Annotated in this window: 14 protein-coding genes; 9 read left to right on the top strand and 5 right to left on the bottom strand. The window is 55.1% G+C overall.

The window, feature by feature from the left end; genetic code table 11:
• The first annotated feature begins 74 nt into the window (after positions 1-74).
• The 5 genes from BUB27_RS03060 to BUB27_RS03040 are packed head-to-tail and all read left to right on the top strand — an operon-like array spanning position 75 to position 4,873.
• Positions 75-1,415 carry an OmpA family protein gene (locus BUB27_RS03060; protein ID WP_143158070.1) on the top strand — a complete coding sequence of 447 codons (1,341 nt, stop codon included), beginning with the start codon at positions 75-77 and terminating at the stop codon, positions 1,413-1,415.
• Positions 1,416-1,441: 26 nt separating this feature from the next.
• Positions 1,442-2,302 carry a M23 family metallopeptidase gene (locus tag BUB27_RS03055; protein WP_143158069.1) on the top strand — a complete coding sequence of 287 codons (861 nt, stop codon included), beginning with the start codon at positions 1,442-1,444 and terminating at the stop codon, positions 2,300-2,302.
• Positions 2,303-2,335: 33 nt separating this feature from the next.
• Positions 2,336-3,445 (top strand): AAA family ATPase, encoded by a 1,110-nt coding sequence (locus BUB27_RS03050; protein WP_143158068.1) that lies wholly within the window; start codon positions 2,336-2,338, stop codon positions 3,443-3,445.
• Between the two features lie 13 nt (positions 3,446-3,458).
• The gene (locus BUB27_RS03045) at positions 3,459-4,127 is read left to right on the top strand and encodes a LamG domain-containing protein (protein WP_143158067.1); all 669 of its coding nucleotides are present in this window, start codon (positions 3,459-3,461) and stop codon (positions 4,125-4,127) included.
• A 17-nt stretch (positions 4,128-4,144) separates the two neighbouring features.
• Positions 4,145-4,873: a uracil-DNA glycosylase family protein gene (locus tag BUB27_RS03040; protein ID WP_143158066.1), complete on the top strand. Its 729-nt coding sequence runs from the start codon at positions 4,145-4,147 to the stop codon at positions 4,871-4,873.
• A 13-nt stretch (positions 4,874-4,886) separates the two neighbouring features.
• Here BUB27_RS03040 and BUB27_RS03035 read toward each other — a convergent pair whose 3' ends face one another.
• From BUB27_RS03035 to mqo, 3 genes are read right to left on the bottom strand one after another with little or no spacing between them, the layout of a single operon-like run.
• A complete protein-coding gene (locus BUB27_RS03035) occupies positions 4,887-5,300 on the bottom strand; it encodes a VOC family protein (protein ID WP_143158065.1) in 414 nt (137 codons plus the stop codon).
• Between the two features lie 21 nt (positions 5,301-5,321).
• The gene (locus tag BUB27_RS03030; RefSeq protein WP_143158064.1) at positions 5,322-6,422 is read right to left on the bottom strand and encodes a TlpA family protein disulfide reductase; all 1,101 of its coding nucleotides are present in this window, start codon (positions 6,420-6,422) and stop codon (positions 5,322-5,324) included.
• A gap of 39 nt (positions 6,423-6,461) precedes the next feature.
• Positions 6,462-7,970 (bottom strand): malate dehydrogenase (quinone), encoded by a 1,509-nt coding sequence (gene mqo / locus BUB27_RS03025; RefSeq protein WP_143158063.1) that lies wholly within the window; start codon positions 7,968-7,970, stop codon positions 6,462-6,464.
• 126 nt (positions 7,971-8,096) lie between these two features.
• Here mqo and BUB27_RS03020 point away from each other — a divergent pair, with 126 nt between their 5' ends.
• Positions 8,097-8,615 (top strand): tyrosine phosphatase family protein, encoded by a 519-nt coding sequence (locus tag BUB27_RS03020; RefSeq protein ID WP_143158062.1) that lies wholly within the window; start codon positions 8,097-8,099, stop codon positions 8,613-8,615.
• On the opposite strand, the gene BUB27_RS03015 is transcribed toward BUB27_RS03020, so the two are convergent.
• Positions 8,612-9,550, bottom strand: a complete 939-nt coding sequence (locus BUB27_RS03015) for a GNAT family N-acetyltransferase (protein ID WP_143158061.1) — start codon at positions 9,548-9,550, stop codon at positions 8,612-8,614. The two genes, BUB27_RS03020 and BUB27_RS03015, sit on opposite strands and share 4 nt — an antisense overlap.
• A gap of 244 nt (positions 9,551-9,794) precedes the next feature.
• Here BUB27_RS03015 and BUB27_RS03010 point away from each other — a divergent pair, with 244 nt between their 5' ends.
• The 3 genes from BUB27_RS03010 to BUB27_RS03000 all read left to right on the top strand — a co-directional run bounded on the left by BUB27_RS03010 (position 9,795) and on the right by BUB27_RS03000 (position 12,639).
• Complete coding sequence (locus BUB27_RS03010; RefSeq protein ID WP_143158060.1) at positions 9,795-10,334, top strand: sigma-70 family RNA polymerase sigma factor; 540 nt, start codon at positions 9,795-9,797, stop codon at positions 10,332-10,334.
• On the top strand, positions 10,331-11,854 hold the full coding sequence (locus BUB27_RS03005) for a LamG-like jellyroll fold domain-containing protein (RefSeq protein ID WP_143158059.1): 1,524 nt from the start codon (positions 10,331-10,333) through the stop codon (positions 11,852-11,854). Before BUB27_RS03010 ends, BUB27_RS03005 begins: the two co-directional genes overlap by 4 nt.
• Positions 11,855-11,964: 110 nt before the next feature.
• Complete coding sequence (locus tag BUB27_RS03000) at positions 11,965-12,639, top strand: PEP-CTERM sorting domain-containing protein (protein ID WP_143158058.1); 675 nt, start codon at positions 11,965-11,967, stop codon at positions 12,637-12,639.
• A gap of 76 nt (positions 12,640-12,715) precedes the next feature.
• Here BUB27_RS03000 and BUB27_RS02995 read toward each other — a convergent pair whose 3' ends face one another.
• A complete protein-coding gene (locus BUB27_RS02995) occupies positions 12,716-13,288 on the bottom strand; it encodes a pseudouridine synthase (RefSeq protein WP_143158057.1) in 573 nt (190 codons plus the stop codon).

The raw sequence follows: 13,288 nt of genomic DNA, 5'->3' as shown, positions 1-13,288 counted from the left end.
TCCCTGGAGATGCCAACCATCAATATGACGTATCAACCCTTTATTATTTGAGAAATTTAAGCTAGTTTCCCCACGTGACTCGTCCATACACACGCTACTCCACCCTTCTTGCCCTCGCGTCCTCTGCACTCGTCGTGGGCTCAGTATCCTGCAGCAAAAAAGAAAGCTCGGAAACCACCTCCACGGATTCCAGCAGTCAAGCGGCTGATACCAAGCCAGCAGAGACCAAGAATACTCTGGCCGACTTCGATACCCTGCCTGATACGACAAAGGATCCTCGCGATGGAGTCGAGAATATGGGCATGACCATGGACTTCACTTCACCGGAAACCGTGGTCGAGAAGCTCGCCAAGCTGCTGAGCGAGTCCAAGAGCCCTGAGGACATCGACAAGATTATCCAGATCATCGGCCAGCAATCCATTTCTGAAGAAGAGCTGGCTCAGCTGAAGGCGCGCCTGAACGGTACCGGCATCGCGCTGGACCCGACTTCACCTTTCGAGCAAATCGGCGAGCTGAGACCCGGCCAGCATTCCCGCTACGCGATCAAGCTGGCAGACAAGTCCCGCATCTTCCTGGACCTCAAGAAAGAAGACGACGGCAAGTGGAAGGTGGAGAACATGAAGTTCCCGGACAAGCAATCCGGACTAGCTGGCAACGATCACCCGGATGCACAAACCGACGCCCTCAACTACGCGCACTCCTTCCTCGAGCACCTGCTCAACCAGCGTTTTGAACAAGCCCGGGCGATGGTCGACACCAAGAATGTGAACGACGCCAAGCTCGCCGGACTCTGCATCATTTTTGAAGAAGCCCAGTACAAGCTGGATAAGAACAAGCCTCTGCGTGCGATCTATCTGCGTGACAGAGCCGCCGGCTTCTACGCCAAGGTTTCTTCCGCCAACGGCAAGACAGACGCCCAGTTCTCCGTGATTACCCAGCGTGATAAAGCGGGTGATCCATGGCAAATCTACGAGATCAACCTGGACAAGCTGTTAGGCGACTACGCGAAGCAGGTCGCCGGTGGTGACATCCATTACTCCCCACTGATCAAGAACCCAGCTGGTGGCGAGACGCTGGTGATCTACTTCGAATTTGATTCCGACGGTCTGACTCCACGCACCAAGCACCAGCTGGACATCGTAGTCGGCCTGCTCAAGCTGGACCCTAACAAGAAGATCAACATCTCCGGCCACACCGACTCGATTGGCAGCAACACCTACAACAAAGGTCTCTCCGAGAAGCGTGCGGAAACCGTGAAATCCTACCTCGCCTCTCAGGGCGTGCCGCAGGAGCAGATCGTGACAAAAGCCTATGGCCAGAGTCAGCCGCGTCTCCCTAACACCCGTCAGGACGGAACGGACGACCCATCAGGCCGCCGCGCCAATCGCCGCACAGAGATCTATCTGGACTTCTGATCCGCTCACTCGCTAAGATCCACCGCGTGCCGAAATTTCTCTCCAGACTGGTCCCCGCCCTGATCTTCGGGATCTTCCTCTACACCGGCTATCTGGTGCTGACGGGTCACTATGTGCCTGAGCCTCCGGTGAAGAGCCTAAAGAACTGGCAGGATGCGGATGCCCCGCTGGGTTTTCCCGTCACCGTGAATGGGGAAACCAAGGTCCAGAAGTTCAACCCGCAGTTCAACTTCCACACCCCTTTCGAGCGGGCCGCCATTCCGCGTGCGCCGCGCTTTGACGCCGCGATGGGCACAGAGAATGCCGCGCTGACCTACAACGCACAGAAGTTCTGGGAAATGAATGACAGCCGTGGCGGCCACCACACTGGTGACGACCTGAATGGCATCGGCGGACAGCACAGCGACCTGGGAGACCCGGTCTACGCGGTCGCCAATGGTCTGGTCATCTATGCGGGGGAACCTTCACCCGGCTGGGGAAACACCGTCATCCTCGCCCACCGCAGTGAGGACGGAAGAATCCTGCACAGCATGTACGCGCACCTCAATGAGATCCTGGCCACCTACGGCAGCTACGTCGCCCGTGGTGATGAGATCGGTACCGTGGGAACGGCGAACAACAACTACCTGGCCCACCTCCACCTTGAGATGCGCGAGGCGGACGGGATTTCACCACAGCGCGGCTACACTGCCTTCCAGTTCGACCGTCTGGATCCTGAGAAAACCATCAGCGAACTTCGCGGCGCCAAAGCAGACGCACTGAATCCCTCCGTTCTGCGCATCATGCGCGATGAGGAGAGAAAGCAGCGCCTGCAGAACCTTCCCGCCATGGATGCCGAGTCAACTCTCAAGCTGCAGGAATTTCTCAACAAGAAGGAGAAAGAATAACCCCTTTCCATGGCTCTAACCCCACTTTGACTGATGCTAGAACGTTTTCTCATCACCGGCTACAGATCCTTACTTGATATCGATTTGAAGCTGGATCAAGTATCGGTCATTACTGGCGAGAATGGAGTCGGGAAATCCAATTGCTACCGCGCGCTCAAGCTGGTCAGTGCCATTGCTGAGGGGAATTTCGCGCAAGCTATCGCTGATGAAGGAGGCATGCCTTCCGCCCTATGGGCTGGACCAACCAAGGCAAAATCTCCGCAGCAAATCACTATTGAGATCACGCACTCAGACTTTATCTACCAACTGGTGACTGGCCTCGTTCCCAGCAGCCCAGAGGATCCGACATTTTTCGCACTGGATCCGGACATTAAGACAGAGAAGCTCTACATGCGGAAAAGTGGAACAAAGCGATTGGTTGCCTCCCGCACAAACTATCAGGTCAAGCTGCTGAGTGCCGACAATGTAATGGAACTCTATGAATTCCCGGTCTCATCCTGTGAGTCCCTGTTAGCGCAGATCAGGGAGCCTGAAAAATACCCATTCATTTCCATGGCTCGCGAGGAGATACTTGGCTGGAGATTCTTCCATGAGTTTGATACATCATCAAGGTCACCACTGAGGCAGCCGCAGATCACTCACTGGTCACCACGCCTGCATAATGACGGCACAAATCTAGCCAATGCGCTGCAGAGCATCAGGGAATCTTCTCCAAAGAGAAGTATCGAGGATTGCTTCAGCATGGCATTCCCCAGCATGGAACTGGACATTACCCCAAGAGAAAACTGCCTGAGCATCGAAGTTTCCCAAGAAAACATGAGCCGCCCGCTACAAGCTTCGGAGCTCTCGGACGGCACATTGAGATTTCTCTGCCTGCTCGCAGCTCTGAAGTCACTTCATCAACCCAATCTCATAGTGCTCAATGAGCCGGAGATGAGTTTAAACCCATCCATTTACCCAGCCTTAATTGACTTAATTAGGGCGACAGCTGAACAAACACAGCTTATCATTGTATCTCACGATAGTGAGTTACAAAAGCAACTATCCGAGACCTGTGAGTGTAAGTCACTCGACCTGATCATGGAGAACGGCGCAACCAAACTGGCCACTCATGCTGGAGCAAACAAAGTCTGGGAATTCTAGCACCTTACAATCAATGAAAGTTTATCTCTCCTCGTTCTGCTGTCTGGCAACTTTAACGACCTTGTCATCATGCGACTCCGATTCAGTGAAAGCACCTACCACTGAGCAGGCCATTCCTGAACAAAAGTGGACCACTGCGCTGGAGAAGAAAGACCTTTGGCAAGACCCGCTCAACGGGCAGACGACCGAGTGGCATGAGGATGGCAGCCTGACGATCCACTACGGGGAAAGCGTGGCTGGCGTTAAATGGACGGGCGATCTGCCCGAAGCCCCCTACGAGCTGGAGCTGGAGACCAGAAGGCTGGACGGAGTGGACTTCTTCTGTGGCCTGACCTTCCCCGTCCGGAAAGCGGACGAATGCGTGACCCTCATCCTGGGTGGCTGGGGTGGCACGCAGGTAGGCATTTCCTCCATCGATGGGATGGATGCCTCCCAGAACGAGACTTCCCAGATCATCAGTTTTGAGAAAGAGCGCTGGTACCAGGTGAAGCTCAAGGTGACTGAGGAAAAGCTTCAGGTCTCCCTGGATGGCAAGCAGATCATGGATGTAGACATCGCGGGTAAGGCACTGGGTCTGAGGCACGGCCCGATCGAGAATTTCACCCCGCTGAGCCTGACCACTTTCCAGACTGACGGGCAGTTTAGAAATCTGAAATGGAGAGCGCTTGATTCCGCGCGCTGAATGCGCAGACTCCCGGCATGCATCAAGCCATCCAGCAAGCCGCACTCGACCTCTCCAAGGACCTCGCTCCGCTGACATTCTCCGCGCCAGTGAGCCACACCTACAACCCGCTCGAGTACGCCTGGAAGCCGCATTCCCTTTACCTGGAAAAGTACGCCAACTCCAAGAAGCGCGTGCTTTTCCTCGGCATGAACCCCGGCCCTTGGGGCATGGCCCAGACGGGTGTCCCCTTCGGCGAAATTCCTGCCGTACGCGACTGGATGGGCATCTCCTGTGAAGTAGACAAGCCTGCCGACGAGCATCCGAAGCGCCCGATCACCGGCTTTGAGACGACTCGCTCGGAGGTCTCCGGCCGCCGTCTGTGGGGCATGTTTGCGGAGCGCTACCCGGATGCGAAAGATTTCTTTGCAGATCACTTTGTGGCAAATTTCTGCCCGCTCGTCTGGATGGCAGACACTGGCCGCAACATCACGCCGGACAAGCTGCCGAAAGCCGAGTCCGCCGCCGTGGATCAACTTTGCCTCAAGCATCTGGCCAAGATCATTGAGATCCTGGAGCCTGAATATCTGATCGGCGTGGGAGCCTTCGCAGAAAAACAGCTCAAGGCTGCGATCAAGGAATACTTCCCGGGAGACAAACGCCACATCGGCAAGATCCTGCATCCCTCACCAGCCTCCCCGGCAGCCAACCGAGGCTGGCCGCACGTCGCGATCGACCAACTGATCGAGCAAGGGATCTGGGAATAAGCTCGACCAGCGCCTAGGATTCATCCTCCGGGCCAACCCAGAAGAAAGGATTGTGCGCCACTTCCCACAAGTAGCCGTCCGGATCTTTGAAGTAGCCGCTGTATCCACCCCAGAACACTTTCTGGGCCTCTTTCACGATGACTGCCCCCGCAGCTCTCGCCAGATCCAGCACTTCGTGCACCTCCTCCTCGGAAGTAACGTTATGTGCCAGCGCAAAGCCTGCGAAGCCTGAGCCTGCTGAAGAAACCTGCGCGTCTTCCGCCAGAGCTTCACGCCCGTAAAGGCCGAGCCAGGTACCGTTCAGCGTGAAGAAAGCCACACTTGGAGGTGACTCCATCCTGGGAAACCCGAGCCCATCCTCATAGAACTTGATGGATGCCTCCAGATCACTCACTCCCAGAGTGATCATGCTCATGCGGGGTTTCATGGCTCTCTTTGAAATGGATTACTACTCGGGCTTTTCAGCCAGCACAGCGTTGACAGTGAGGTCCGCGAAGCTGCCAAGCTGCCCCGTGTACTCGATCACTCCCTGCTGGTTGAGCACCAGACACCATGGACTGGTTTCGATACGATAGGTGCGGAAGAGCGTTTCGTCTGGATCTGAGAAATTCACACCCGGCACCATCCCCAACTCCGCAAGATCTTTAAGGTTATCGCGGGTGTCATTGTTCACTCCGATGAGTTGGAAAGGTTTGCCTGCATGCTGCTTTTCACTTTTCTTGAGGAATTCCAGCACCTGTGGACCATTTTCCCAGCTAGACCAGAAGACCAGCATGACGACCTTGCCACGGTAATCACTCAACTTGAGTGGCTGACCCTGAGCGTTGGTCCCCACCAGTTCCGGAGCCACGCGACCCTTGGTCAGCTTAGTCATGCGGTAGAGCTGTTCCTGGGCCAGTTCTCCCACGGTGGTATCACCGATTTTGGAGTCCATGGCATCAATAATCGCCGGGCGCAGCAGATCCAGTCTGCGCTTATTCAGGCCAGCACCGCCTCCCATTTTACCCAGTGCCATGGACAGGGCGAGTGAAGCCTCACCTTTGACCCGCTTGCTGGGGCTCTCTGCGAGCACTTTCTCGATGAACTTGATTTTTTCGCTGAGGAAGCCGACTTGGTAAGGCGTGTTATCATTGGCCACATCGACAGAGGCGTCATTCTCCGCAGCACCTACGAGAGCGATACAGAACTTGCCGATCTCCGGAGACTTCATGTGAGCCGTCTCGGCGGCGGACATCATGAAGCGGGCCTCTTTGACCAAGAGCTTGGGATGATTCTGCAGCAACCAGGTAGAGTAAGGCACACTCCATTCCTGATTCAGTCCTCCTTTGATCTCCTGGATCATGCGTGCCCCATAGGCGGAGGCGTCAGGAGCCTTATCGATCAGTGCCGCTTTGGCGTCCACAGATGGAGCCGCAGCAAGCTGTTGCTGCCACTGCAGCGTGGCTAGACGATGCTCCTTGAGCACACGGTCGGCACCTGCCTCAGTAGCATTGGCAGCAGCAAGCGAAACGCAGAGAGTCGTGCAGATGATAGAAAGGGCCTTATTCATGGCCGCAAAGTAGCACGACTCCCCGTGTTGACAAGAATGTTACGCGATGCCGAGCGCCTTGTCCGCGCGACCGCGAACTTCCTCGTAACGCTCCTTGTTTTCCGCAAGGGATTCACCGTAAGAAGCTACCATGCCCTTCACGCCATCTTTCCAGCCTTTCATTTCCTCAGCGAAGCAGCGCTCGAGGACTTCGAGGATGATGGCCACGGAGGTAGAGGCTCCCGGAGAAGCACCGAGCAGGGCGGCGATAGAACCATCAGACGAGGAGACAACCTCCGTACCGAACTGGAGCTTGCCGCCTACTTCCGTATCCTTCTTGATGATCTGCACGCGCTGACCAGCAGTGACGAGACGCCACTCCTGATTCTTTGCATCCGGGAAGAAGTCACGCAGCATGTCCATGCGGTCCTGGTGGGTATTCACCACTTCCTGATAGAGATACTCGGTGAGGTTCATGTTATCGCGACCGACGGCCAGCATAGGGCCGAGGTTGTCGACAGTCACAGAAGAGAGCAGGTCAAACATGGAACCGCTCTTGAGGAACTTAGGGGAGAAACCGGCGTACGGGCCGAAGAGGAGGCTCTTCTTGCCATCGATCACGCGGGTATCGAGGTGAGGAACGGACATCGGAGGCGCACCCACGGCGGCTTTACCGTAGACCTTGGCGGCGTGCTTTTCCACCAGTTCTTCATTGTCACAGACCAGGAACTGGCCACTGACAGGGAAACCACCGAAGCCTTTTCCTTCCGGGATGTCAGACTTCTGGAGGAGCTTGAGGGAGCCACCACCGGCACCGATGAAGACAAACTTTGCGTAGAGCTTCTCAGAGCTGCGCTCGCCATCGCGGCGGACACGCACCTTCCAGCCACCGTCAGGCTGCTGGTCGAGATCACGGACGGAGGTCTCGGTCGAGAGGGAAACGCCGTCGAGGCCCTTGAGGTAGTTGATCAAAATCTTGGTCAGGGAACCGAAGTCGATGTCTGTGCCAGAATCCACATGAGTCACACCCACTTTGCCGCTGCCATTGCGTCCTGCGGTGAGGAGTGGCGCCCACTCGCTGATCTTTGCCGGATCTTCGGAGTACTCCATTTCATCAAAGAAATGGTGGCCCTTCATCGCCTCGTGGCGCTTTCTAAGGAAGTCACAGCCGTCGTCACCATTGACGAAGCTCATGTGAGGCACCTTACGGATGAAGTCACCCGGCTCATCGATCACGCCCTGCTCGACGAGGTAGGCCCAGAACTGCTTGGACTTCTCAAAGTCCTCGTTGATCTTGACGGCCTTGGAAATATTGATGGAGCCATCGGCGGCTTGCGGAGTGTAGTTGAGCTCACAGAGGGCGGCGTGGCCAGTACCCGCATTGTTCCAAGCATGGGAGCTTTCCAATGCCACACTGGGAAGAGCCTCGATAATCTGGATGGTCATCTCTGGCTTCAACTTTTTCAGCATCACCCCGAGCGTCGCGCTCATGATACCTCCACCGATAAGAATAACATCAGGATGTGAAATCAACCCGCCGTTTACTGCCTTACTTGCTTGTGAACTCATAATTCTGGAGCTGCCTACCGCACAGCGCGCTCCCGCTATAAGACATCTCGGCAATTGTCAAATCCATCTAGACATCAGCAGCTTATCTCGCTGGATTTTTCGTCAAAATTGAGTCATCTATTACTTATGCAGTTACCACAGATCAGCATCTGCGGCGTGGTCGATTTTAACAAGATCGACCCGAAGAGCTACACCCACGTCATCTCCATCTGGCACCCGAACCCGAATCTAGAAAGGTTTCAGAAGCAAGTCCGGCTGGGTTTCGAGCAGGCAAACATCCTGTTCTGCACCTACAATGATGTGGAAACGCTGGAGCACAGCATTCAGGCCCCCACGAGTAACGATGTAGGGGCAGCGCTGGATTACGCCCTGGAACTCCCCGAAGACGCCCACTTGCTGGTGCACTGCATGGCGGGCATTTCCCGCTCCACTGCCACAGCCATGGCGATCATCGCCCAGGCACTGGGAGAGGGCAGTGAAAGGGAAGCGGCGGTCACCGTGCGCGAGATCCGCCCCATCGCCAATCCGAACCGGCTGATCCTGCAGTATGCCGACGACTTGCTGGAGCGCAATGGAGCTCTGCTGGAAGCCGCCGAGGAGGTCTTTGGCCCCTCACTCGGCGAAATCAACAAAGGCTGGAGCTAGCTTTGCAGGAAGCTCTGCAAGCCATCCTTACCCATGTAGCGCATCAATACGGCGGAAGGAGCCTTGCGGAGATCCACGAGCACGAGGGCATCGAGGCAATTGCCAAAGTCGGCATCCACATTGAACTCCAGCAGGGTAGCATTCAGCTTGAGATACTGGCGTAGCAGGACGGGCACTCCCTTGCCGTCTGGTTCTACCTCGGCAATGCGGGCCGCCACTTGCTCGATACTGCTGAGCTGGGCACTGATGTCTGCATGATCCTCCGGGATTTCCTGATAAGGATTGCTGGCGGTCACCCACTGGCAGAGGAGATTGTTCATGTGAGATTTCCTCATGTACTTCACAATCAGGTCCAGGGAAATCTTCGTGTAGTCATCACTGATGCTGACGGTGCCGAAGAGACGTGCGTAGCGAGGATACCTCGCCACAAAGCAGGCAATCCCCTTCCACAGGAGAGAAAGGGCAAAGATAGATTTCTGGTGACTCGGCGCTACGAAGGCACGGCCAAGCTCCAGGCCAGGATTCAGGTAGTCCAGGAAGGGCTGTTCAAACTGGAAGTGGGTGGCGGTAAGCAAGCCCTGAGGTCCAAACTCCGCTAGCAGGTGATCCGTACGTCCGATGCGGTAAGCGCCGGCAATGCACTTCATCTCCGCATCCCAGAGGAAGAGATGCAGGTAGTGTGCATCATACTCATCCGTATCCAGCGGCTGGCCGGTCCCTTCGCCGACGGCACGGAAGCTCAGTTCGCGCAGGCGGCCAATTTCATGTAGCACGCAGGGCATCTGCGGGGCGGAACCCAGATAAACTTCGAGCGCGCCCTGACGAGCAAGCGGACCTTGTTTCTGGAACTCATTCATCTCCCTCAACAGCTCGCGCTGACTGACTGGCTCAGCTACCGGAAGGAAACCTACTTGGGTATTCATGATCGTTTTCATGGTGAGTCACTTTTTGCGACAACACGAAATTAGAGCCCTTTCCTGATTCACGGTTATATAAAAAACGCGTGTCAGTATCGACTCAATCGATACTTCCCAGACTGATGGTATTCAGCCTATTATGGAGAATTCACCCTCACCTTTTCTGGCCCTGAGGCGGCCATAGATCAAAGATCTGAAATTTGAGTAAAAAAAATGCATTTCGCGCGTTAACGCAATTTCTTCGCGGTCTATACTAAGTGATATGTCGGAATCCTCTGCACAATATCGCGACTTCGTCTCCCTGTTGACCAACCATCAGGAGGTGATCCGTGCCTACCTGATTGGCATGCTGCCGGGTAGCCCGGACATTCGCGACCTCCTGCAGGAGGTAAACATCTTCCTCTGGGAGAAGCAGAAGGATTTCAAACCAGGCAGCAACTTCGGCGCCTGGGCATGTACCGTGGCCTACTACAAGGTACTCGAGTTCCGCAAGAAGAAGGCCATCCACAACAAATACATGTTCGACCCACGTGTCGCCGACCTTCTCTACCAAGAAACGAGCCCCAGCCCCCCAGAGTCTCACGAGGCCAAGCGCAATGCCCTGCGCCACTGCCTCAGCAAGCTTTCCGAAAAACAGCGCAAGCTGATCGAAGCACGTTATGAATCTGGCCGGCATGACCTCAATGAGCTTTCCACCATGACTGGACGTACCAATGCTTCTCTGCGGGTTACCCTGCACCGTCTACGCCAAACACTGAAACAGTGTATCGAAAACAAGATTCCAGAAGGAGGTGCCCTATGAGCGACGACCGCTTTGAATCCCTCCTCTCCGGACTCATCGATCAAGAGCTCAGCCAAGAAGAGTTCAATGAGCTGCAGAACCTGCTCGCTGAGTCCGAGGCGAACCGCCAGGCCTACTGGGACTTCATCGAGATGCATTCCTCGATGGAGATCATGATGGAAAAACGTGATGCAGGCAAAATCACCCAGTTCATCTCCCGTGGTGAGCAGCTTTTGAAACTGCAGGCTCGCCGCACAAAAATACTCGCGGCATGCGGAGCTGCGGCCGTAGCCATGATCACGGCGGTCACGCTCAAGTTCATCATGGTCGAGCCCGACCAGAACCTGGCGAGCTTCGAGACTGCACCTGACACGCGATATAGCATCACCAACGCGACAGATGGCCAAGTGGACCACATCCAGACGGGTGACGTCGTCTCTATCAGCCAGGGTACGATGGAGCTCAAGTTCAAGCAAGGGGTGCGCGCCATCATTACTGGCCCCGCAGAGTTCACCCTGGTGAACGACTCACTGTTAGATCTGGAGCAAGGCTCCGCCTGGTTTCACGTACCTCAGGAAGCAGTCGGTTTCACCGTGGAGACACCTGAGATGGAAGTGGTGGACCTAGGGACCAAGTTTGCCGTCAAACAGATCCCGGAATCCACTCCTGAAGTTCATGTATTCACCGGCAAGGTACGCGTCACCAGCAAGTCTGCCCCAGATAATGGCATGGAGCTGACTGAGGGAAATGCTCTTAAGCTGAACCGCAGAGGGCAGCTTGAGCCGATCAAGCTCAACTCTGAAGCTTTCCTCACGGAACTCACCGAAACGCTGCCTTATCTCTACTGGTCTTTTGACAGCAAGGATGGCTTCCAAGCCAAGGGCAGCCACTCGGCTCTTACCAATCTCCACACGAATCCCGTGAATGGGGCGGAGATCGACAAAGGCTATCTGGAGCTGAACGGCAACAAGCAATTCCTGCAAACCAACTGGAAAGGCTTCGCTGGCACGAGACCGCGCTCAGCCACCTTCCTGCTCAACCTACAGGAAGCTCCAGGCGACAGTGGCAATCCGGGCATCTTGGCCTGGGGCAGCGAGAAGCATCCCTTGGGAAGATGGAAGGTCGCCGTCCAACACAGTGACCAAGCGGACGGGTATCGCATCCGCATTACCTTCGGCGCCTACCGACTCATCTCTTATGAATCTCTGAAACTTGATCAATGGTACCAGATTGCCGTCGGCTTTGATGGCATAGACGAGGAGTTCAACACCCCACGAGTCAAACTCTATGTCGACGGCCAAGAAGCCGCCCTCAAACCTAACAAGCGGAAGATCAAAGAAACGAACAAACTCGGCACCGTCACGGACAGTGCCACCTCCAAGTCACTCCGTATTGGCTCCACCATTAACTCCGCAGAAGCCAATTCATTCTACATTCACGGCAAGATCGACGATCTCTGCATCTTCGACGGCTATCTACCACCGGCCAAGGCACTCAAGCAGGCCGAAGAAATCCGCCGCAGAAATCAAGAAGAGAAGTAGCCAATAGTCCCAACTCACACTCTAGCAGGACTCACACTCTCTGCGCTCTTCGCCCTCATACACTCAACTCATAACACCGCATGTACCAACCCTAAACACACTACATTTATATGAAATTAACAAACCTCGTATGCATGCTGGGACTTCTCGCGCTCCCAGCACAAGCCGCTACAGTCGTCTTCGACTTTTCTCGAGAAAACACAAGCACCGCCAATAACTCGCAGAACGGCGGTGACGGAAACTGGGCTCCTTTCGCCGAAGGAGATACTGTAGGAGAAGTCAGCACCAATATTGGCGGTGTCACGATGACCATGAACGGCACCTCAACCACTGCGACTACGACAACTCAGTGGGGTATCAACAACCAAGGTATCGGCATCATCACTGATGGATCAGGTGGTGCTACAGGTCGCCGTATCGATGGTCAGAACGATGGGGAATCCATCACCTTCAGCTTCGACACCGATGTCAATCTTGTCTCCGTTCGTTTTGGCTCATTTATTAGCATTGGCGCTGACAATGACGTAGTCACGATCACTCCGTCTGGACAGAGTGCAATTACCCTCACCTCTACAGACACCAGCGCGCCTACAGATGACATTAGCCTTGGCAATGTATTCGTAGCAGCAGGAACTGATATCACCATTACCTCCACATCTGCCATTGATGGAGGCTTCCTCTTCAACGAGATCACCATCGACACCGTCTCCTCAGTGCCAGAGCCAAGCTCTACCGCACTCATCGGTCTTGCTGGTCTCGGGTTCATTATCCGCAGACGCCGATAACTCTCCCCAAGCAAACACACCAACCTAGACCTCTACCAAGCCGCCTCGGACTCCGGGGCGGCTTTCTTTTTAGAGCCTACTGGAAAAGCAGAGCCGTTTCCTCCGGGATGAGCAACTTGCTTTCACCTGGCTTCAACTCATGGAGCTGTAAATCGCCGATGCTGATTCTCATCAGGCGGAGAGTCGGGAAGCCTACCTTGGCGGTCATTCTTCTCACCTGCCTGTTCTTCCCCTCGGTAAGCTCCATCTTGAGCCAGGATGAGCGGGCTTCCGCATGGACATCCACCGCAGGATCACGCTCCGGCAAAGAAGGAGCCTCACCTAACAACTTCACCTTACAAGGCTTGGTCACTCCCCCCTTGATCTGTAGACCGCCAGCTTCTAGCTCACGGATCACCAAGTCATCCGGCTGGCCGTCCACCTGCACCAGATAACAACGGCGGTGCCCATGCTTCGGGTCCAATAGTTTGGTCTCCAGCTCTTTGTCATCGGTCAGCAGCAGCAGACCTTCGGAGTCCAGATCCAGTCTACCCACTGGATGCAGATGCTCAGGAAGACCACACTCTCCTAACACTCGTTGATCAGGATAGTCTGGATTCTTGTTGAACTGGCTAAGAACCCCGTAGGGTTTATGAAATGCTACAATCAT

Source organism: Rubritalea squalenifaciens DSM 18772, from assembly GCF_900141815.1.
Lineage (GTDB): Bacteria > Verrucomicrobiota > Verrucomicrobiia > Verrucomicrobiales > Akkermansiaceae > Rubritalea > Rubritalea squalenifaciens.
Note: the sequence above shows the minus strand (reverse complement) of the source record. Positions and strands in the feature narration are given on the sequence as shown.